Raw genomic sequence first — 21446 nt, 5'->3', positions numbered from 1 at the left:
CCGGCCTGATCCATGTGTGGTTCAGACCTGCCGGAGGTCGGCCGGGCCGGCCTCGATCCCACCGGCCGGCAGTGCCGCCAGCAGGTCGTCCGGCGGTCGGGCCGGCAGCCGGAGGGTGAACGTCGACCCACCACCAAGAGTGCTCGTCACGTACACCCGGCCGCCATGGTTGCTCGCGATGTGTTTGACGATGGCCAGCCCCAGGCCGGTACCGCCGGTGGAGCGGGACCGGGCCTGGTCGGCCCGGTAGAACCGTTCGAAGATCCGGTCCACGTCGGTGGGCGCGATCCCGATGCCCTGGTCCGCCACGGCGATCTCCACGTGATCGTCGGTGGCGCGCGTGGTGATCCGTACCGTGGTGTCCTCGCCCGAGTAGTTCACGGCGTTCTCCACCAGGTTCGCCACCGCCGTGGCCAGTTGGCTGTCGCTGCCGTACACGGTCAGCCCTCGGCCGGAGTCGGCCGTCACCCGGACCCGGCGGGCGGCGGCCGTGGTCCGGGTCCGGTCCACCACCTCGGAGATGACCCAGTCCACCGCGACCGGTTCGGGGGCCGGCTGCGGCTCGGCGCCCTGGAGGCGGGTCAGCTCCAGCAGTTCCTGCACCAGCCGCCCCAAGCGGGTCGACTCGTGCTGGATCCGCTCGGCGAACCGCCGGGCCGCCACCATGTCCTCGGAGAGGTCCGGCCGGTCACCGCCGGCCGGTTCGGTGGCGTCGAGCAGCGCTTCGGCGAGCAGTTGCAGCGCGCCGATCGGGGTCTTCAGCTCGTGGCTGACGTTGGCCACGAAGTCGCGTCGCACCCGGGCCAGCCGGTGCGACTCGGTCACGTCGGTCGCCTCCACGGCGATGTAACCGCCGCCCAGGCCCATCGCCCGCAGGTGCACGCCGAGCGGGTTGTCCCCGGCGTTGTCGCGGCCCCGGGGCAGGTCCAGCTCGATCTCGCGGCGTACGCCGGTGCGGCGTACCTGCCCGGCCAGCGTACGGACCAGCGGGTGGGCGATGATCGAGCCCGGCCGGCCACCGGTCCGTAGCAGGCCCAGGGCCCGGGCCGCCGGATTGACGAGCACGGGTACGTCCTCGGGGTCGAGCACCACCACTCCGGCACGCAGCGAGTCGATCGCGCGGCGGCCGAGCCCGACCTGCACCTCGTCGACGATCGTGTGCCTCCCCCTACCGAGCCGGAGACCGGCCCACCCACGTCCGGCGGAGCCCGCCGACCGGCGCGCCGCCGGGACGAACCGGGACAGCGACAGTCCGGCGACCAGCCCGACCACCAGGGCCGAGGCCACTCCCACCGTCACCGCCCACGTCACCCGGCGATCGTAGGGTCATTGTCGACCCGGCTACCGTACGGAACGGGACGAAGCACTCTCACTTCCGGGAAAGTTCACCTGCGCGTCCGGCTCAGTTCACCGGCGTTCACCTGAGGTCCTCCCGGTGCTCCTAGCTTGGGCGGCGTACCTGCACGAACCCTCGCCGGCGCGGTGCCGGCGCCGACCGACAGGACGTGAGCATGCGCGACGAGTTCCGGGCCGATCTCGAGACGGTCAGCCAGATGCTGGTGGAGATGGCCGAGGGGGTGCGGGCGGCGCTGCGCCAGGCCACCCGGGCCCTGCTCACCGCCGACCGGCAGGCGGCCGAATCGGTGATCGCGGGGGACGCCGGGATCGACGCGCTCTACCGGCAGGTGGAGGAGCGGGTCTGTGACCTGCTGGCCCGCCAGGCACCGGTCGCGTCGGACCTGCGCGCCATGATCACCGCCCTGCACGTCGCCGCCGACCTGGAACGGATGGGCGACCTGGCCGACCACGTCGCCAAGACCGCGCTGCGCCGGCACCCGTCGCCGGCCGTGCCGGCGGAGCTGCGGCCGGTCTTCACCGACATGGCCGGCATCGCCGACCGGATGGCCGAGAAGATCGCCTCGGTGCTGGCGCGTCCCGACGCCACCGTCGCCGCCGAGCTGGACAGCGACGACGACGCGATGGACGAGCTGCACAAGGGGTTGTTCGGGGTGCTGCTCGGCGAGGACTGGCCGTACGGCGTGGAGACGGCCATCGACGCCACCCTGCTCGGACGCTTCTACGAGCGGTTCGCCGACCACGCGGTGAACAGCGGCGAGCACGTGGTCTACCTGATCACCGGCGAGCCCGTCACCCCGGCCTGAGAGCGAAGGAAGGGCCCCCTGCTAACGCCTCGCGTATAGCAGGGGGCCCTTCCTAACGTCCGAGCCCGACGGGCCGGGTGCGGGCGTCAGCGGCCCTGGTTGGCCACCGCGGCGGCGGCGGCCTTGGCGGCCTCCGGGTCGAGGTAGGTGCCGCCCAGCGTCTGCGGACGCAGCTGCGGGTCCAGGTCGTAGCGCAGCGGGATCCCGGTCGGGATGTTGAGCTTGGCGATCGCCTCGTCGCTGATCTGGTCCAGGTGCTTCACCAGCGCCCGCAGCGAGTTGCCGTGCGCCGCCACCAGCACGGTCCGACCGGCCAGGATGTCCGGCACGATCGAGTCGTACCAGTACGGCAGCATCCGGTCGACGACGTCCTTGAGGCACTCGGTGCGGGGCATCAGCTCGGTCGGCAGCAGCGCGTACCGCGGGTCACCGACCTGCGACCACTCGTCGTCGTCCGCGATCGGCGGCGGCGGGGTGTCGTACGAGCGGCGCCAGAGCATGAACTGCTCCTCGCCGTACTCGTTCAGGGTCTGCTTCTTGTCCTTGCCCTGCAGGGCGCCGTAGTGCCGCTCGTTGAGCCGCCACGACCGGCGCACCGCGATCCAGTGCCGGTCGGCGGCGTTCAACGCCAGTTCGGCGGTGCGGATGGCGCGGCGCATCACGCTCGTGTGCACCACGTCGGGGAGCAGGTCGTGCTCGCGCAGCAGCTCGCCGCCGCGGCGCGCCTCGTTCTCCCCCTTCGCGGTCAGGTCCACGTCGACCCAGCCGGTGAAGAGGTTCTTGGCGTTCCAGTCGCTTTCGCCGTGCCGCAGCAGGACCAGCGTCCCGACGGTGGGTCCCTCGCTAGCTGTCATGCGGATCATCCTGCCGCAACCCGCGAGGGGACGCGCGGGAAGGGGGGTGACGACCACCACGTGGAAAACGGCGTGACCGGGCTTCCGGCCGACATCTAAGTTGTAAGGGATCATCTCGATCATTGGTCATTACCGAAACGGGGGTGCGCCCAGGTGCGCGCGATACGGGGCTGGTTCCGGGACACCACAGGCGGTCTACCGACGACCTTCTGGTACCTCTGGACCGGAACGCTGATCAATCGCCTCGGCTCGTTCGTCCTCGTCTTCCTCGCGATCTACCTGACCCAGGAACGCGGCTTCTCGGCCTCCCAGGCGGGCCTGGTGATCGGCGCGTGGGGCGTCGGCGGCGCGGTCGGCACCACCGCCGGCGGTACGCTCACCGACCGCTGGGGACGGCGACCCACCCTGCTCACCGCCCACCTCGGCGCGGCGACCATGATGCTCGCCCTCGGCTTCGCCCGGGACCTGTCGACCCTCGCGGCGGGAGCGCTGCTGCTCGGCCTCTTCGCCGAGGCGGCCCGGCCGGCGTTCGGCGCCATGATGATCGACGTCGTGCCGGAGCGGGACCGGTTGCGCGCGTTCTCGCTCAACTACTGGGCGATCAACCTCGGCTTCGCCTGCGCGGCGGTGCTGGCCGGCTTCGCCGCCCAGGCCGGTTACCTGCTGCTGTTCGTGGTGAACGCGTCGACCACACTGGTCACCGCACTGATCATCTTCATCCGGGTACGGGAGACGCGCACCGTGAGCGTGGGGATGCCCCGCGACGGCAAGCGCCCCGGCGCCCTGCGCACCATCCTCACCGACCGGGTGTACCTGGGCTTCGTGGCACTGAACCTGCTCGGGGCGCTGGTCTTCCTCCAGCACATCTCGATGCTGCCGATCGCGATGGCCGACTCGGGCCTGAGCCCCGCCACGTACGGCTCGGTGATCGCGCTCAACGGGGTCCTCATCGTCGCCGGCCAGCTCTTCGTACCCCGGCTGATCCGGGACCGCAACCGCTCGCACGTGCTCGCCCTGGCGGCGGTGGTGATGGGCGTCGGCTTCGGGCTGACCGCCTTCGCCGACGTGGCCTGGTTCTTCGGGCTCACCGTGCTGATCTGGACGTTGGGCGAGATGCTCAACTCGCCGTCCAACGCCACCCTCATCGCCGAACTCTCCCCCGGCGAGCTGCGTGGCCGATACCAGGGCGTCTTCTCGCTCTCCTGGCAGCTCGCCGGAGCCGCCGCACCGATCCTCGGTGGCCTGGTGCGGGAGCAGGCCGGCAACGCCACCCTCTGGCTGGGCTGTGCCGCCATCGGTGCCGTGATGGCGGTCGGCCACCTGGTCTCCGGGCCAGCCCGGGAACGGCGTGCGCTGGCGCTGCGGACCGCCGGTGCCGCCCCCGTGGTGACCGTCCAGTCGACCGCACCGCAGCCGGCGGCGCCCCAGGCGGCCGAGCCGGTGGCGACCACCCGGAGCTGAGTCCGCCCCTCGTCCCACCCCTCCGACCGGCTCGGGCAAGATCTGTTAGGTAACCGAACAGATCGGGAGGTCGGGGTGCGGGCCGCAGACCAGCACGAGCGCGGTACGGCCACCGGGCCGCGCCGCTGGCTCGCCGACACGGCAGGTGGACTGCCCGCCACCTTCTGGTACCTCTGGGCCGGGCTGCTGATCAACCGAGCCGGCGCGTTCGCGATGCTCTTCCTGTCGCTCTACCTGACCGCCGCCCGAGGAGCCAGCGCGTCGCTGGCCGGGGTGGTGGTCGGGGCGTACGGGGCCGGTGGGGCGATCGGGGTACTGCTCGGCGGGGTGCTGGCCGACCGCTGGGGCCGCCGGTCGACCCTGGTGGCCGCGCACCTGGTCACCGCCGGGCTGATGGTCGCGTTGGCACTGAGCCAGCACCTCGCGGTCATCGCGGCGCTCGCCCTGCTGGTCGGCGTGACGCACTCGATGCCCAGCCCGGCGTTCGTCGCGGCGATCGTCGACGTCGTGCCGGAACACCGCCGCTCGCGCGCCTTCAACCTCCAGTTCTGGGCGTTCAACCTGGGCATGGCGGTGGCCTCGCTGCTGGCCGGACTGCTGGCCGAGGCGAGCTACGTCGCGCTCTTCCTGGTGGACGCCGCCGCCACGCTGGCCACCGCGCTGCTGATCGCGTGGAAGGTCCCGGAGACGATGCCCGCCAGGTCCACACCACCGGCGGGTACGGCACCACCGCCGCCGACCTCCGTCCGGCGACGTACCCGCCGCCCCGGGCTGCACACCGCGCTCACCGACCGGCACTTCCTGGTCTTCGTCGGGCTGACCTTCGTGCTGGCGGTCCTGACCATGCAGGCGTCGACGATCATGCCGCTGGCGATGCGCGCGGACGGGCTCGGCCCCTCCGCGTACGGCTCGGTGGTGGCTCTCGGCGGGGTGCTGATCGTGCTGGGGCAACTCTTCGTACCCCGGCTCATCGACCGGCACCGCAAGGGCACCGTCCTCGCCGTCTCCACGGCGTTGCTGGCGGTCGGCTTCGGGGCGTTGGCGTTCGCCGACGGCCTCGCCTTCTACCTGGGTGCCTGCGTGGTCTGGACGGTCGGCTCCATGCTCGCCGCGCCGCCGAACGCGCAGATCAACGCCGACCTGGCCCCACCGGCGCTGCGGGCCCGCTACCAGTCGGTGTTCTACCTGGCCTTCCCGGCGGCGTCGTTCGTGGCGCCGACGCTCGGCGGCTTCAGCCTCCAGCAGTGGGGCGACGGGCACTGGCTGATCGTCGGCGCGCTGGGGCTGGCGGCGGCCGGCGGCCACCTGCTCGCCGGCCCGGCCCGGGATCGCCGGGTGGCCGCGCTGCGGCGGGCCCCGGCCGAGCCGGTCGGCACCTCGGTCGCCGCCGCATCCTGAGACACGGCCGGCCCCGAGAACGCGTGGTGCCCGGTACGCGGGGCGTACCGGGCACTCGCGTCGTACGACCGGCGGCGGCGGGCGGCACTCACCCCCGTAAGCGACGCCCGCTCACGCCGCCGGTCCAAACAGGTGGGGCACCGTCCCCCAACGGTGTTGATCCACCCGTCCCCCGACACCCCACTCGGTGCACGGACCTGATCGATCCGCCGCTCCCCCGAACGTTTCCGAGCGTGGCGCGGTGTAATAAAGCTAGTTCGGCCAGCGGGGGCGATTCAACTCGAACGGCTGTCTCGCCCGTCACAACGCGCAGTTGGAGTCCCCTGAGCTGCGTGTTTGCCCCTGCTCGGCGCCAACAGCGGGTACCCGACCGAGATTCCCGCAAACCTCAGCCGTCCTCCCGATCGGGTGACTCCGTCCGGAAGAAGTTGCTCGGTCGACCGTCCCGCAGCTGCTCCTGGAAGATCAGGTTCAGTCTCCGCAGATCGAAGGTGCGGAACCACTCCTCCCAGGTGATCTCGCGGATCCGGCTGCTCTCCCGGTAACCCGGGATGTTGAACGTCAGCACCCCGGCCCGGCCGTCCCGCTCGGTACCGTTGATGGTCGCCGGCTTCGCACCGCGCGCCTGGGCCCACCGCCGGATCACGTCGTGGTCGGTGGTGACCAGGCTGCGACCGGGACGCTCCGGCCGGTCCTGCACCGAGGAGATGACCTGCGACGACCGGACCGACCGCGCGGTCGACCCACCGGTACGCACCGCCCCGCCCCGCGACGACGTGGCCTTCGCCGCCCCGGACCGGCCCGACGTGGCCTTCCGGGCCGTGCTCGTGCGGGCCGCACCGGTCGTGTTCCGGCCCGGACCCGCCGTCGTCTTCCGGCCCGCTGTCGTCTTCCGGGCCGCCGTCGTCTTCCGGGCCGCTGTCGTCCTGCCGGCCGTCGTCGCCTTACCGGCGGTGGCCGTCTTCCGGGCCGTCGTCGCCTTGGCGGCTGCCGTCGCCCTGCTGGCTGCCGTCGCCTTGCTGGCCGACGGCGCCTTGCGGGCGGTGGTCGCCTTGCTGGCCGACGTCGTCTTGCGGCCTGTCGTCGCCTTGCTGGCCGACGTCGTCTTGCGGGCGGTGGTCGTCTTTCGCGCCGGGCCCGACGTGGTCCTGCGGGCCGTCGTGGTCGTCCGGGCCGTGGTCGCCTTCCGGGCCGGAATCGCCTTGCGGGCGGTCGTCGCCTTGCGGGCCGTGGCCGTCTTCCGGGCGGGCGTGGCCTTTCGGGCCGGAGTCGCCCTGCGGGCGGTGGTCGCCTTGCCGGCCACGGTGCTGGTCTTGCGGGCCGAGGTGGTGCTCCGGGCCGCGCTGGTGCTCTTCCGGGCGGTGGCCGCCTTGCGGGTCGTTGCGGTCGTCGCCTTCCGGGCCGACGCTGCGCGCTTAGCCGGTGCCGCCTTCGCCCGGCCCGGAGCGATGCGGGACGACGTGGTCTGCCGCGTACCGGACGCCTTCGTGGCCTTGGCCCGACCGGCCGGACCACTGCTGCGACGGGCGGCACCACCGGACCGCAGGGTCTTCGCCAGCGCCTTCACCAGCTCCGGCTTGCGCAACGCGGAGATGCCCGAGACGCCGTACCGCCGCAACTGGCCCCGGATGTCCTCCGCCCGCATCTGCGAGATCTCCGACTCCGACATCCGTCCGCTGCTGCTGCTCCGTCGGGTGGTGCTGGTCGCGGTCCCGCCGCGACCCGAGCTGCTTCGCTGAGCCATGGACGCTCACGCTCCTCGACACTTGGTCTCGGCGCGGCGGGTCCCGAACGCCGCACCGCGCGGTGCGGCGGCTTACCCGCCAGAAGCGATCCGAATCCCCGGTCGTCGCCGGACGACCCGCCCCCTGCGGGGACGCACTCAGCTACGGCGACAGCTCGCCCTGCGGACACCCCTCACCCCGGTACGGCTGCGGCTCGCCCCGCAGGGACGTCTCGCCTTGTGGAGACGGCTCGGGCTGCGGAGACAGCTCGACGTGCAGTGGTGAGGAGGGCCCGCCAGGCTACGGCTGTGCCTCGCCATGCGCAGACGGCTCGGGCTGCGGAGACACCTCGTCCTGCGATGATGGCTCGACCTGCTGCGGCGACGGCTCGAACAGGTGCGCGAAGGCCGCGAGGTTCGCGGTGGATTCACCCCGCTTGACCCGCCACTCCCACTCCCGCCGGATCGAACTGCCGAAGCCGATTTCCAGCATCGTGTCGAAGGACTCGTCGGCGTAGGTGAGCACCGCGCCGAGCAGCCGGTCGAGTTCGTCGGCGTCGACACCGGCGGGGTTGACCCGGCCGGTCAGGTAGACGTCCCCGGACGCGTCGACGGAGAACGACACGGCGTACATCCGGGCGTTGCGCTGCAACAGCCAGGCCCACAGTTCCTCGCGCCGCTCGTCCGGCTGGCGCATCACGAACGCCTCGATCCGCAACGCGTGCTCGCCGACGATCAGGTTGCAGACCGTCTTGAGTTTGTGCGTGCCGGGCAGGGTCACCGCGTACGACCCCGGACCGGTGGACTCCCAGTCCAGCTCCCGCTCGGCGCAAACCGACTCGATCAGGGCCCCAAGGTCACTCATCGGATCAACTCTACGGCCGGCACTGTGCGTACGCCGGGTCGCCGAGGTGTTAGGAAGGGACCCCTGCTATGCACGAGGCGTTAGCAGGGGTCCCTTCCTTACACGCAGGGTGCGAGCTCTCGCGGGTACCGCTACCAGGAGCGGGACGCGGTCAGCTCGGCGGTGAGGCGGGCACGGTGGGCAGCCATCGCCTCGCCGTAGACCGTCAGCAGGCTGGCGGCGGTGCGGTGCCAGGAGAAGTCGCGAGCGTGTCGAGCCGCCGCCACGGACAGCTCGGCCCGGCCGGCCCGGTCCGGCAGCAGGCGGCCGAGCGTACGCGCCCAGTCGACGGGGTCGTGCCCACGGACCAGTACGCCGCTGACCTGATCGCGTACGGCGGTCACCAGACCGCCCACGGCGGCGGCCACCACCGGCGTACCGCAGGCCTGGGCCTCCAGCGCGACCAGCCCGAAACTCTCGTTGTACGACGGCACCGCGACCAGATCGGCTGCCTGGTAGAGCAGGGGCAGGTCGGCGCCGGTGCGCGGCGGCAGGAAGTGCACCCGGTCGGTGACACCGAGCGTGGCGGCCAGTTCGATCAGCGCGGTGGGCCGGTCCAGTCCGCTGCCGCTGGGACCGCCGCAGATCACCACCGCCACCTCCTGCGCCAGGACCGGGTCCCGGTCACGTAGCGCTGCGATCGCGCGGATCAGCACGTCCGGGGCCTTGAGTGGCTGGATCCGGCCGACGAAGGCGACCAGGTGGCCCTGGACGGGCAGGCCGAGCCGGGTACGGGCGGCGACGGTGGCGGCCTCCCGGTCGCCGGAGAGCGGCCGGAACCGGTCGAGGTCCACGCCGGGTTCGACGACCGCGACCCGGGTCGGGTCGGCGTCGTACCTGTCGATCAGGTCCCGGGCCTCGACCTCGGTGTTGGCCACCAGCCGGTCGGACTCGGCGACCACCTGTTCCTCGCCGATCACCCGGGCCTTGGGTTCCGGCCGGTCCCCGGCGGCGAGCCGCGCGTTCTTCACCTTGGCCAGGGTGTGCGCGGTGTGCACCAGCGGTACGCCCCAGCGCTCCTTGGCCAGCCAGCCGACCTGGCCGGAGAGCCAGTAGTGGGAGTGGATCAGGTCGTAGTGGCCCGGTGGGCGGGCCGCCTCGGCACGCAGCACTCCGGCGGTGAAGGCGCAGAGCTGGCCGGGCAGTTCCTCCTTGGTCAGTCCTTCGAGCGGACCGGCCATCACGTGCCGTACCTGCACGCCCGGGGCGACTTCCACCACCGGGGGCAGGTCGCCGGAGGTGGCGCGGGTGAAGATCTCCACCGCCACGTCCGCCTCGGCGAGCCGCCGGGCGACCTCCAGGATGTAGACGTTCATACCGCCCGCGTCGCCGGTACCCGGCTGGTGCAGGGGTGAGGTGTGCACCGAGAGCGTCGCGATCCGCCGGGGGCGGGGCCACGGCAGGGCACCGCGCTGACGTCCTACACCGGTGTGCATTTCCGCCACGTCCGCTCCCTTTGCCACGGTTGATGCCGTCGCGCACGACCGGCGCTCCTGCGTCAACCTCCACGCCGGATGTCATCTTCCCGATCGGCGGCCGGAAATACGCCGTCCAGGTGCCCCGGCGTGACCGACCTCATCACCAGGGTGCCGCTTCCGGCGACCGCAGGAGAGGCGAGAATGGCCGGATGAGTCGTGTCGCCGTCGTCACCGGAGCCGCCAGCGGGGTCGGCGCGGCCACCGCCCGTCGACCGGCTCACGAGGGCCGCCGCCTCCTCGTCGCACCGGCAGCGCGGCCCAGGGTCCACCGGGCGAGCTGAGCCGGTTCGCACGATGGCGACGCGGGCATCCCGGCCGCTCGGTGTGGTGACCCGGGGCACCACGAATCCCAACCGGCTGCGCCGGGTGGACAACTGGATGGTGGAGAACTGCGCGGACGCGCTGCGGGCCGCGCCGGACCCGCTGGTGGTCGACCTCGGGTACGGTGCCACGCCGGTGACGGCGGTGGAGCTGCGCGCCCGGCTGGCCGCGCGGGTCCGTAGCGACGTGCGGGTGGTCGGGCTGGAGATCGATCCGGTACGCGTCGACGCCGCCCAGCCCGCCGCCGACCCGCCCGGACTCACCTTCGCCCGGGGCGGCTTCGAGCTGGCCGGGCTCCGGCCCACCGTGGTCCGCGCCTTCAACGTGCTGCGGCAGTACGACGAGAGCGAGGTGGCCGCCGCCTGGGCCACCGTGCTCGCCGGGCTGGCCCCGGGCGGCCTGCTGGTGGAGGGCACCTGCGACGAGCCGGGCCGACTGGGCAGCTGGATCCTGCTCGACTCCACCGGCCCTCGTACGCTGACCCTGGCCGCCCGGCCGACCACCCTGGAGAGTCCGGCCGAGTTGGCCGAACGGCTGCCCAAGGCGCTGATCCACCGGAACGTGCCGGGCGAGCCGATCCACGACCTGATCCGGGCTCTCGACGACGCCTGGCGGGCTGCCGCCGGCTACGCCCCCTTCGGCCCGCGCCAACGTTGGCTGCGCGCGGTCTCCACGGTCCGCACCCAGGGCTGGCCCGTGCTGCGCCGCCCCCGCGAGTGGCGTCAGGGCCAGCTGACGATCCCCTGGCCCGCCGTCGCCCCGCGAGGCCGCGGGCAGGGACACGTGTAAGGAGGGGTCCCCTACTAACGCCTCGTGTATAGGAAGGGTCCCTTCCTTACATCTCGGCCGCACCCACCGACGACCGCGCGGCGCGGCGGGCGGGTGCGGGTGTGGTGCGGGGTCAGATGGTGCAGTTGACGAGGACGGGTTCGGGGTGGAGCGTCACGGCGAAGCGGGCCTCGACCGTGTCGCGGATCTCGCGGGCCAGCGTGATCAGGGCGTCGGTGCTGGCGGTGCCGGACTGGTTGGTCAGCGCCAGGGTGTGCTTGCTGGAGATGGCGACGCCCTCGGGGCCGGGGTGGCCCTTGCCGAAGCCCGCCTTGTCGATCAGCCAGGCCGCACTGATCTTGACCCGGTCCCCGGCGCCCGGCCAGGCCGGTGGCTCACCGATGTCGGCGGCCCGCTGCCGCAGCAGTTCGTAGCCGGCGGTGTCCAGCACCGGGTTGGTGAAGAACGAGCCGACCGAGCGGGTGTCCGGGTCGGTCGGGTCCAGCACCATGCCCTTGCCTGCGCGCAGCCGCAGCACGGTGGCGCGTGCCTGGGCCGCCGGCACCCGGTCGCCGACCGAGACACCGAGCGTCCGGGCCAGTTCCGCGTAGCGCACCGGGCCGGACAGCGGCGAGCGGGTCAGTCGGAAGTCGACCGAGAGCACCACTAACCGCTCGCTGTACTTGAAGACGCTGGCCCGGTAGGCGAAGCCACAGTCCACCGTGGGGACCGTGGTCACCTCACCGGTGACCCGGTCGTGGACGCGTACGCCGACGATGGTGTCCGCGACCTCCTGCCCGTACGCCCCGACGTTCTGGATCGGGGTCGCTCCGGTCGAGCCGGGGATGCCGGAGAGGCACTCCAACCCGGACCAGCCGTTGGCCACGGTCGCGGCGACCAGGTCGTCCCACGGCTCGCCGGCCTCGACGCGTACGGTGACGTTCGCCTCGTCTTCGGCGAGCACGCGCAGTCCCCGGGACCGGACGAGGACCACGGTGCCGGGGAAGCCGGCATCGCCGACCACCACGTTGCTACCGCCCGCGAGCAGGAGAACGTCGTCCTGCGCCTCGCGTACCCGGGCGACGATCTCGTCCTCGGTGGTGGCGGTGACGATCCGGCGAGCCGGGCCACCCAAGCGTAATGTCGTGTATTGCGCCAGATCGCCGGTGCTGGCGGGTTCAGTGGCGACTGTCGGCTGGGCGTAGGCGTCGAACACGCCTTTCACCCTAGGCTGGTGGGTAGCCGCGGCACCCATTGGTGGCCGGGTCACCCCCGGGAGGATGGCGATGAGCAGATTGCAGGGCAGCAAGGACTTCTGGATCGGCGCGCTTCGGACGGAGGGGCCGGCGTTCGCCGCTGCGGTGGCCGAGGCCCCGCCTGAGACACCCGTGCTCTCCTGCCCCGGCTGGACGGTCGCCGACCTGGCCCTGCATCTCGCCGGCGTCTACCGCTGGGCGCACGCGATCGTGGGTTCGGGCGGGACGACCGCACCGGAGCGCCGGGCACAGCCGGTCGAGCCGGTGCCGGGTGTGACCGCGGCGGCGCAGTGGCAGCAGGCGTACGACGAGCTGATGACCCTCTTCGACGCCCTCGACCCCGAGGCTCCGGCGTGGAACTGGGCACCGCAGCCGAAGAAGGCGGGCTTCTGGCCGCGTCGGATGGCCCACGAGACCGCGGTGCACCGCTGGGACGCCCAGCTCGCCATCGCCGCCGGCGAACCGGTCGAGGCCAAGCTCGCGGCCGACGGGGTGAGTGAGGTGCTGGACACCTGGCTGCCGGCGGGTCGGCGGGCGGCGACCGGGGAGTGGCGCGGCGTGGTGCGGTTGAGCGCGAGCGACGCCGCCCAGGAGTGGTATCTGCGGCTGCGCGGCGAGGGGGTGGCCCTGCTCGACACCGGCACCATCCTCGACCACGACGACCACCATGCCCGGGTACACGTCAACGCCACCGCGAGCGACCTGCTGTTGGCGCTCTGGGGACGGGTCAGCTTCGACACCCTGACCGTGGCGGGCGACCGCGCCCTGCTGGAGGGGATCCGCGCCGCCTGAGCCCCACCGCACCGACACGCCACGGGCGGCCCTTCCGATCGGGAGGGCCGCCCGTGGCCATTCTGTGACCTCGCCGAGAGAGCGCTCTCTTGACATCGATCGAGGGCGGACCGCAAGCTTCGTGAGAGCGCTCTCTGGACTTAATCCACCACCACCCCGACCTGAGAGGGGTCACCAGACCATGGGCACCTTCCCGCGCCACCGCCTCGCTGCGGTCGCCCTGGCCGCCGTCGGCGCGTTGCTCGTCACCAGCGGCTGCGGTGGCGGCGACGACGCCGAGGACGGCACGACAACCCTCACCGTCGACGTCTTCGGACAGTTCGGCTACGAGGAGCTGTACAAGCAGTACATGGACGCCAACCCCGGCGTGAAGATCGTCGAGCGGGGCACCGGCGGCAACCTCGACGAGTACTCGCCGAAGCTGACCCAGTGGCTCGCGGCGGGCAAGGGCGCCGGTGACGTGGTCGCCATCGAAGAGGGTCTGATGGTCGAGTACAAGGCCAACCCGGACAACTTCGTCAACCTCCTCGACCACGGTGCCGCCGACCTCAAGGGCAACTTCCTGGAGTGGAAGTGGAACCAGGGGCTCACCGCCGACGGCCAGAAGCTGATCGGCCTCGGCACCGACGTCGGCGGCATGGCCATGTGCTACCGCACCGACCTGTTCGACAAGGCCGGGCTGCCGACCGACCGCGAAGAGGTCTCGAAGCTCTGGCCGACCTGGCAGGAGTACATCGCCACCGGTGAGAAGTTCAAGGCGGCGAACACCGGTGCCGCGTTCCTGGACGCGGCGACCAACACGTTCAACACGATCGTGCTCCAGACCGCCGGCAACGCGCAGGGCTACCACTACTACGACACCAGCGACAACCTCGTGGTGGACAGCAACCCGGCGGTGAAGCAGGCCTGGGACACCACCATGGCGATCATCAACGCCGGGCTGTCCGGCAAGTACGGCTCCTGGTCCGACGAGTGGGTCTCCGCCTTCAAGCAGTCCAAGTTCGCCACCATCGCCTGCCCCGCCTGGATGACCGGGGTGATCGAGGGCAACGCCGGGCCGGAGGCCAACGGCAAGTGGGACATCGCCCGGGTGCCCGGTGACGGCGGCAACTGGGGCGGCTCGCACCTCGCCGTGCCGCGCCAGAGCAAGAACCAGGAAGAGGCGATCAAGCTGGTCAAGTTCCTGACCAGCGCCGAGGGCCACATCGGCGCCTTCAAGGCCAAGGGCCCGCTGCCGTCGTCGCCGCAGGCGCTGGAGGACTCGGCCATCACCGAGGCCACCAACGCGTACTTCTCCGGCGCGCCGGTCGGCCGGATCTTCGGCGAGGGCGCCAAGACCCTCAAGCCGGTCTACATGGGCCCGAAGAACCAGGCCGTACGCACCGAGGTCGAGAACGCCGTGCGCACCGTCGAGCTGGGACAGCGCAACCCCGAGCAGGGGTGGCAGGACGCGATCGCCAACGCCAAGAAGGCCGCCGCCAAGTAGCCGGCCCGACGGTCCCCACCCCGTCGCCGATCCACCGGACCCGACGCGTCCACGTCGACGCGACGGCGAACCTGGATCGGCGCGGGGCGGGGGCGTGGAAAGGAGTCACGGGTCATGGCGTTGCAGCTCGACGCGCACCCGCCGGCCACCCCGGCACCGCGGAAAACCCGCCCGCCCCGGTCCGGCCGGCTGAGCCGGATCGACGCGAAGTACTCGCCCTACCTCTACATCGCCCCGTTCTTCGTGATCTTCGCGATCTTCGGGGCGTGGCCCCTGGCGTACACCTTCTGGGTCTCGCTGCACGACTGGGACCTGCTCGGCACCGATCCCACCTTCATCGGCGCGGACAACTACACCCAGCTGCTGGTCGACAGCGACTTCTGGCACTCGGTGGTGAACACGCTCGGCATCTTCGTGATCAGCACCGTGCCGCAGCTGCTCCTGGCGCTCTGGCTGGCCAACCTGCTCAACCGGCACCTGCGCTTCCGGACCGGGTGGCGGATGGCGGTGCTGGTCCCCAACGTCACCTCCACGGCCGCCGTGGCGATCGTCTTCGGGGTGCTGTTCGGTCGCGAGTTCGGCATGGTCAACTGGATGCTCGACCTGGTGGGCCTCGACCCGATCGGGTGGAAGTCCGACCGGTTCGCCTCCTGGGTGGCCATCTCCGCCATGGTCGACTGGCGCTGGACCGGCTACAACGCGCTGATCTTCCTGGCCGCCATGCAGGCCATCCCCCGCGACCTGTACGAGGCGGCGGCGATCGACGGCGCGAACCGGGCCCGCCAGTTCTGGGCCGTCACCGTGCCGCTGCTCAAGCCCACGATCATCTTCTGCGTCATCATCTCCACCATCGGCGGGCTCCAACTCTTCACCGAGCCACGGCTGTTCCACTCCGGCACCAACGCGATCCGGGGCGGCCCGATGCGCGAGTCGCAGACGCTGACCATGTACATGTTCGAGAACGCGTTCGCGCCCTACTACAACTTCGGCTACGGCTCTGCGGTGGCGTGGCTGCTCTTCGCCCTGATCGCCATCGTCGCGGCGATCAACGTACTGATCATCCGCCGGCTCGGGGCCGGTGCCCGCCCGAAAATCGGCGGGCGGAAGGGAGGCCCGCAATGAGCGAGCGCAGCGAGCGAATCATTCGGTGCAGCGCGTTGGGGCCTCGTCGGGACGCCGAGCGAAGCGAGGTGGCGCGATGAGCGAGCGCAGCGAGCGAATCATTCGGTGCAGCGCGTTGGGGCCTCGTCGCGACGCCGAGCGAAGCGAGGTGGCGCGATGAGCCGGCTCTGGCGGGCCAGCCCGCTCACGTACTGCGCGCTGATCGCCGCCACCGTGATGTCGCTCTTCCCGATCTACTGGATGTTCGTGGTCGCCAGCCGCAGCAGCGACGCGATGGGGCAGTTGCCGCCACCGATGACGCCCGGCGGCAACCTCGGCGCCAACATCGCCCGGCTCTTCGACAACACCGACGCCTACTTCCTGACCGGTCTGATCAACTCCGCGATCGTGGCGACCACGGTCACCGTCTCGGTGGTGTTCTTCTGCAGCCTGGCCGGGTTCGCTTTCGCCAAGCTGCGGTTCCGGGGCCGTAACGCGATGCTGATGGTCATCATCGCCACCATGATGGTGCCCACCCAGCTCGGCGTCATTCCGCTGTACATCCTGATGACGAAACTGAACCTGAACGACCGGCTGCCCGCCGTGATCCTGCCCGCCCTGGTCACCGGTTTCGGCGTGTTCATGATGCGTCAGTACGCCGGTCAGGCGGTCAGCACCGAGCTGATCGAGGCGGCCCGGGTGGACGGATGCGGCACCGCCCGGATCTACTGGAACGTGGTGGTACCGGCACTGCGGCCGGCCGCCGCCGTGCTCGGCCTGCTCACCTTCATGACCACGTGGAACGATTTCCTCTGGCCGTACGCGGTGCTCAACGACCCGGAGAATCCCACCGTGCAGTTGTCGCTGCGGGCCCTGTCCGACGGCTACTACCAGGACATGTCCCAGGTGTTCACCGGTACGGCCATCGCCACGCTGCCGTTGCTGCTGGTATTCGTCCTGTTCGGCCGCCAGATCATCGGCGGGATCATGGAAGGTGCGGTGAAGGCGTGAGCGAGCGTCAGCGAGCGAGCCATCAACACAGGGTGGCTCAGGCAGGCATGCAGCGAAGCGGAGTGCCGGCATGAGCGAGCGTCAGCGAGCGAACCATCAACACAGGGCCGTGCCTCGTGGCGGCACGCAGCGAAGCGGAGTGCCGGCATGAGCGAGTTGAGTTTTCCGGACAATTTCCTGTGGGGTGCGGCCACGGCGGCGTACCAGATCGAGGGGGCGGCCCGCGACGACGGGCGCGGCGACTCGATCTGGGACACGTTCAGCCGTACGCCGGGCAAGGTCCACGCCGGGCACACCGGTGACGTCGCCTGCGACCACTACCACCGGTACGCCGACGACGTGGCGATGATGGCCGAGCTGGGCCTCCAGGCGTACCGCTTCTCGGTGTCCTGGCCCCGCATCCAGCCCGACGGCAGCGGGCCGGTCAACCCGCGCGGCCTGGACTTCTACGACCGGTTGACCGATGCGCTGCTCGGTCGGGGCATCGACCCGATCGTCACCCTGTACCACTGGGACCTGCCGCAGACGTTGCAGGACCGGGGCGGCTGGACGGACCGGGACACCGCCGAGCACTTCGCCACCTACGCCAGTGCCGTGCACACCCGGCTCGGCGACCGGATCGACACCTGGACGACGCTCAACGAGCCGTGGTGCTCCGCCTACCTCGGGTACGGCAACGGGGTGCACGCGCCCGGGGTGCAGGACGCCGGGGCGGCCTTCTCCGCCGTACACCATCTGCTGCTCGCGCACGGCCTGGCCGCCCAGGCGCTGCGGACCGGCGGGGCGGCCCGGGTCGGCATCACGCTCAACCCCGCCGACGTGCAGCCCGCCGACGCGGACAGCGCGGCCGACGCCGCCGCCGTACGCCTGGTCGACGGCCTGCACAACCGGATCTTCCTCGATCCACTGCTGGTCGGCGGGTACCCGGACGACGTCCGTGAGCACGTGGCACGGCTGGTCGAGCCGACCTTCGTCCGGGACGGCGACGAGAAGATCATCGCGGCGCCGATCGACCTGCTCGGCATCAACTACTACTCGCCCACGTACGTGGCGGGCCGTCCGGACGGCGGCGGGGGCGGCGGCGCGTACCCGGGCACCGAGGGCGCGGTGGAGTTCCTACCGGCGGTCGGTCCGCTGACCGATATGGGGTGGATGATCGAGCCCGCCGGGTTGACCCGGCTGCTGACGCGGATCGCCGCCGACTACCCCGGTGTGCCGTTGCTGATCACCGAGAACGGTGCGGCTTTTCCGGACAAGAACGCCGACCCGACGAGCCCGCTCCAGGACTCCGACCGCGTCGCCTATCTCGACGGCCACCTGCGTGCCGCGCACGAGGCCATCGCCCGGGGCGTCGACCTGCGGGGCTATCTCGTATGGTCATTGCTGGACAACTTCGAGTGGGCCGAGGGGTACCGGAAGCGGTTCGGCATCGTGCACGTCGACTACCTCACCCAGCGGCGTACACCGAAGGCGAGTGCCCGGTGGTACCAGGAGGTGATCTCCCGGAACGGGCTGTGACGAGATGGTGGTTTCTCCTATGACGGGGGCGCAGCGGCCCACTCTGGAAGCGGTGGCACGACGGGCCGGGGTGTCCCGGGCCACCGTCTCCCGGGTGGTCAACGGCTCGACCACGGTCGCCGAGCCGATCCAGGAGGCGGTCCGCCAGGCGGTGGCCGAGTTGGGGTACGTGCCGAACCTGGCCGCCCGCACCCTCGTCACCCAACGCACCGACTCGATCGCCCTGGTCATGCCGGAGGAGGCCACCCGGGTCTTCTCCGACGACCAGGTGTTCCCCGGCATCATCCGGGGCGCCGCGCAGGAGTTGGAGGCCGCCGACAAGCAGCTCGTGCTGATGCTGGCCGGATCACCGGCCGGTCACGAGCGGGTGGAGCGGTACACCACCGGTCGGCACGTCGACGGGGTGCTGTTCGCCTCGCTGCACGGCGCCGACCCGCTCCCCGCCAAGCTGGCCGCGCTCGGCATCCCGGTGGTGTGCAGTGGCCGCCCGCTCGACGGGGCGGACATCCCGTACGTCGACGTCGACCAGGTGGCCGGCGTGACCCGCGCGGTACGGCACCTGATCGACGGGGGTCGCCGCCGGATCGCCACCATCGCCGGCCCGCAGGACATGGTCGCCGGGATCGAGCGGTTGACCGGATACCGGGAGACCGTGGCCGCCGCCGGACTGACGGAGATGGTGGCCGTCGGTGACTTCACCCGCGAGTCCGGGGCGGCGGCGATGCGGCAACTGCTCGACGCCCACCCCGACCTGGACGCCGTCTTCGCCGCGTCGGACCTGATGGCACACGCCGCCATGCGTACGCTCCGCGAGACGGGACGGCGGGTGCCGGACGACGTGGCGGTGATCGGCTTCGACGACATCGAGACCGCCGCCTACACCGATCCGCCGCTGACCACAGTGCGGCAGCCGATAGTCGAGCTGGGCCGGCAGGGCACCCGCCTGCTGCTGCGCCTGGCCGCCGGGGAGGACGTCGAGCCGGCGCTGATCCTCCCCACCGAGCTGATCATCCGCGAGTCCGCCTGACGGCTTCGTGCTTCGCGCTCTTGGTGCAAGGAAGGGCACCTTATTAACGCCTCGTGTATAGAAAGGGTCCCTTCCTAACATCGAAACCAGGTGGCAAGCGGCTCGCCGGACTGGTTAGCCTGCCGCGCATGTCCAGTTCCATCCGATTGCTGCCCGTACCCGCTCTCAGCGCCGCCCCCTACGCCTACCTGACCACCGTGGAACCCTCCACCCGGCTGGTCTACACCGCAGGAGCCTGCCCGCTGGACGCCGACGGGAACACCGTCGCCCCCGGTGACTACGCGGCCCAGGCCCGGCAGGTCATGGCCAACCTGGAGACCGCCCTGCGCGCCGCCGGTGCCACCCTCGCCGACGTGGTCAAGAGCACCGTCTACGTGGCCTCGACCCAGCAGGCCGACCTGGTCGCGACGTGGGAGGTGGTACGCGACGCCTTCGGCGACCACGACGCACCGAGCACGCTGCTCGGCGTGGCGGTGCTCGGCTACGACGACCAGCTCGTCGAGGTCGAGGCGATCGCCGCCGTACCGGCCGGCTGACCTCGCAGCCGGCAGACGTCACAGCCGGGAGACGTCGTAGCCGGCAGACGTTGTAGCCGGTGACCGTCTCCGGCCTACGCCCGACACTGGCCGGGTGACCGTCCCGGCAGTAGGCCCCGCACGTAACAGAACAGGGCGACCGGCCCGATCCAGGCCCGCACCAACCAAGGTGACCGGCCGGGCCCGGGCCCAGCACCAAACGGGTGCGCCGACCTGCCGCACACCGGAACCGGCTGGGTACGCCAGCCGCCCCACCCAGGAACCGGTTCGTGCGCTGCTCTGCCGCACCCGGCTGGCGCCCACCCTGAACGCCGCCTGTTGCCGCACCCCGGCTCTCCCCGGGTATGCGAAGGCGGGGCGACCACGAAGGTGGGGAGATTTATTGTCGTTCCAGCGACAACAGATCTACCCACCTCGGGGTTCAATCGATTCGTGCGGATGCCCCGAGACGACGCCGACCCGTTGCAGTGGCTGCTGTTCGAGCAGTCGGGGATTCTCACCTGGGCGCAGGCCACGGCCGCGCTGAGCCCAGCCAAGGTGCGCCACCTGCTGGCGTCCGGGCGATGGGGCCGGGTGTGCCGGGGCATCCTGCGGGCGGAGCCGCCCGGTGGGCCGTACCCGCGTACGCAGGCATGGTGGGTGGCGGTGCTCGCGGCCGGGGAGGGCGCGATCCTCGCCGGGTTGGCAGCAGCGACAGCCGGCGGGCTGCGCGGCACTCATCGCTACGACATCGTCGACGTGCTGATCCCGCACGATCGGCAGAACGCCGACCTGCTGCGCCGGCTTCCGCTGGGCCTGCCTGCGGTCCGGGTACGCCGGGCTCGACACCTGCCCGACACCGACCGCCAGCGGGGCCGCTCCGACCGTACGTCGACGGCACGATCCCTGGTCGACGCGGCGCAGTGGGTGCGTACCGACGACGAGGCGCAACTGATCCTCGCGGCCGGCTGCCAACAGCGGCGGGTGACCCCGGCGGAGATCGGGGCGGTGTTGGACCGGATGCCCCAGGCCCGCCGGGGCGCGCTGATCCGGGAGACGCTGCACGACATCGCGGGCGGCGCGGAGGCGCTCTCCGAGATCGACCTGACCCGGCTGTGCCGTCGCCACGGGCTGCCGCCCCCGCAGGGACAACATCGGCGGCGGGACACCGACGGACGGGTGCGCTATCTGGACGCCTACTGGCCGCGCTGGCGGCTGCATGTGGAGATCGACGGCGGGCACCACATGGACGTCCGACACTGGGCTGCTGACCTGCGCCGACAGAACCGGATCTGGATCGAGGGCGACCGCATCCTCCGCTTCACCGCCTTCGACGTCCGACACCGCCCGGCCGAGGTGGTGGCCCAGCTCCGCGCGGCCCTGGAGGCCGCCGGCTGGCAGGGCTGAGGGTGGGTACGGCCGAAGTCCGATCGGCGAAGCCTGAGGTGTTAGGAAGGGTCCCTTCCTAACACCTCAAAAGACCAGGGGTCGGTGCGGAAAGGGCGGTCGGGGTCGTCAGATCGCACCCAGCTCTCTGGGTCCACCGATTGGCAAGGCCCCACGTCACGGCACCGCCCAGCCGCAACCCGGCGAACCGCCCGTCGACGTGACCCGACGTCGCGGCCACAGCACGGTCGCGCCGCGCTGCCCAGCGCCGCCCGCACACCCGCA

Annotated in this window: 17 protein-coding genes and 2 pseudogenes; 12 read left to right on the top strand and 7 right to left on the bottom strand. The window is 71.5% G+C overall.

Going from position 1 to position 21446, the window contains the following annotated elements; all coding sequences use genetic code 11:
- Positions 1-21 precede the first annotated feature (21 nt).
- Positions 22-1311, bottom strand: a complete 1290-nt coding sequence (locus ABZ738_RS01605; RefSeq protein WP_254876990.1) for an ATP-binding protein — start codon at positions 1309-1311, stop codon at positions 22-24.
- 200 nt (positions 1312-1511) lie between these two features.
- Here ABZ738_RS01605 and phoU point away from each other — a divergent pair, with 200 nt between their 5' ends.
- Entirely contained in the window at positions 1512-2162 is a 651-nt protein-coding gene (gene phoU, locus ABZ738_RS01600; protein ID WP_131054815.1) for a phosphate signaling complex protein PhoU, read from the top strand.
- A gap of 86 nt (positions 2163-2248) precedes the next feature.
- Here the strand turns inward: phoU and ABZ738_RS01595 are convergent, their stop codons facing one another.
- Positions 2249-3016, bottom strand: a complete 768-nt coding sequence (locus ABZ738_RS01595) for a phosphoglyceromutase (protein ID WP_131054816.1) — start codon at positions 3014-3016, stop codon at positions 2249-2251.
- A gap of 153 nt (positions 3017-3169) precedes the next feature.
- Between ABZ738_RS01595 and ABZ738_RS01590 the strand changes: the two genes are divergently transcribed.
- The gene (locus ABZ738_RS01590; protein WP_357210300.1) at positions 3170-4477 is read left to right on the top strand and encodes an MFS transporter; all 1308 of its coding nucleotides are present in this window, start codon (positions 3170-3172) and stop codon (positions 4475-4477) included.
- A 75-nt stretch (positions 4478-4552) separates the two neighbouring features.
- Positions 4553-5875, top strand: a complete 1323-nt coding sequence (locus ABZ738_RS01585; RefSeq protein WP_357210297.1) for an MFS transporter — start codon at positions 4553-4555, stop codon at positions 5873-5875.
- A gap of 388 nt (positions 5876-6263) precedes the next feature.
- On the opposite strand, the pseudogene ABZ738_RS01580 reads toward ABZ738_RS01585, so the two are convergent.
- The 4 genes and pseudogenes from ABZ738_RS01580 to mshA all read right to left on the bottom strand — a co-directional run.
- Positions 6264-6647: pseudogene (locus ABZ738_RS01580) on the bottom strand (hypothetical protein); the annotation flags it as partial.
- A 702-nt stretch (positions 6648-7349) separates the two neighbouring features.
- A pseudogene (locus tag ABZ738_RS01575) lies at positions 7350-7619 on the bottom strand (hypothetical protein); the annotation flags it as partial.
- Positions 7620-7899: 280 nt separating this feature from the next.
- The gene (locus ABZ738_RS01570) at positions 7900-8463 is read right to left on the bottom strand and encodes a YbjN domain-containing protein (protein WP_236145575.1); all 564 of its coding nucleotides are present in this window, start codon (positions 8461-8463) and stop codon (positions 7900-7902) included.
- A 131-nt stretch (positions 8464-8594) separates the two neighbouring features.
- On the bottom strand, positions 8595-9947 hold the full coding sequence (gene mshA / locus ABZ738_RS01565; RefSeq protein ID WP_131051545.1) for a D-inositol-3-phosphate glycosyltransferase: 1353 nt from the start codon (positions 9945-9947) through the stop codon (positions 8595-8597).
- 327 nt (positions 9948-10274) lie between these two features.
- Here mshA and ABZ738_RS01560 point away from each other — a divergent pair, with 327 nt between their 5' ends.
- Positions 10275-11090: a class I SAM-dependent methyltransferase gene (locus tag ABZ738_RS01560; RefSeq protein WP_357210294.1), complete on the top strand. Its 816-nt coding sequence runs from the start codon at positions 10275-10277 to the stop codon at positions 11088-11090.
- Between the two features lie 112 nt (positions 11091-11202).
- Here ABZ738_RS01560 and ABZ738_RS01555 read toward each other — a convergent pair whose 3' ends face one another.
- Positions 11203-12285, bottom strand: coding sequence for a UDP-N-acetylmuramate dehydrogenase (locus tag ABZ738_RS01555; RefSeq protein WP_255446595.1), 1083 nt, complete (start codon positions 12283-12285; stop codon positions 11203-11205).
- A 70-nt stretch (positions 12286-12355) separates the two neighbouring features.
- On the opposite strand from ABZ738_RS01555, the gene ABZ738_RS01550 reads away from it, so the two are divergent.
- From ABZ738_RS01550 to ABZ738_RS01515, 8 genes are all read left to right on the top strand, one after another.
- The gene (locus tag ABZ738_RS01550) at positions 12356-13117 is read left to right on the top strand and encodes a maleylpyruvate isomerase family mycothiol-dependent enzyme (RefSeq protein ID WP_131051543.1); all 762 of its coding nucleotides are present in this window, start codon (positions 12356-12358) and stop codon (positions 13115-13117) included.
- Between the two features lie 181 nt (positions 13118-13298).
- Positions 13299-14603, top strand: a complete 1305-nt coding sequence (locus ABZ738_RS01545) for an extracellular solute-binding protein (protein WP_131051542.1) — start codon at positions 13299-13301, stop codon at positions 14601-14603.
- A 114-nt stretch (positions 14604-14717) separates the two neighbouring features.
- Positions 14718-15725, top strand: coding sequence for a sugar ABC transporter permease (locus ABZ738_RS01540; RefSeq protein ID WP_131051541.1), 1008 nt, complete (start codon positions 14718-14720; stop codon positions 15723-15725).
- A gap of 156 nt (positions 15726-15881) precedes the next feature.
- On the top strand, positions 15882-16715 hold the full coding sequence (locus ABZ738_RS01535; RefSeq protein ID WP_131051540.1) for a carbohydrate ABC transporter permease: 834 nt from the start codon (positions 15882-15884) through the stop codon (positions 16713-16715).
- Positions 16716-16862: 147 nt separating this feature from the next.
- Positions 16863-18233 carry a GH1 family beta-glucosidase gene (locus ABZ738_RS01530; RefSeq protein WP_131051539.1) on the top strand — a complete coding sequence of 457 codons (1371 nt, stop codon included), beginning with the start codon at positions 16863-16865 and terminating at the stop codon, positions 18231-18233.
- Positions 18234-18252: 19 nt separating this feature from the next.
- On the top strand, positions 18253-19260 hold the full coding sequence (locus tag ABZ738_RS01525) for a LacI family DNA-binding transcriptional regulator (RefSeq protein ID WP_131051538.1): 1008 nt from the start codon (positions 18253-18255) through the stop codon (positions 19258-19260).
- Between the two features lie 128 nt (positions 19261-19388).
- Positions 19389-19796: a RidA family protein gene (locus tag ABZ738_RS01520; protein ID WP_131051537.1), complete on the top strand. Its 408-nt coding sequence runs from the start codon at positions 19389-19391 to the stop codon at positions 19794-19796.
- Positions 19797-20234: 438 nt separating this feature from the next.
- Complete coding sequence (locus ABZ738_RS01515; RefSeq protein ID WP_357210911.1) at positions 20235-21182, top strand: hypothetical protein; 948 nt, start codon at positions 20235-20237, stop codon at positions 21180-21182.
- Positions 21183-21446 lie beyond the last annotated feature (264 nt).

Source organism: Micromonospora sp. NPDC047793 (genome assembly GCF_040642635.1).
GTDB lineage: Bacteria > Actinomycetota > Actinomycetes > Mycobacteriales > Micromonosporaceae > Micromonospora.
The sequence above is the reverse complement of the archived record's forward strand: the minus strand, read 5'-3'. Positions and strand labels throughout refer to the sequence as shown.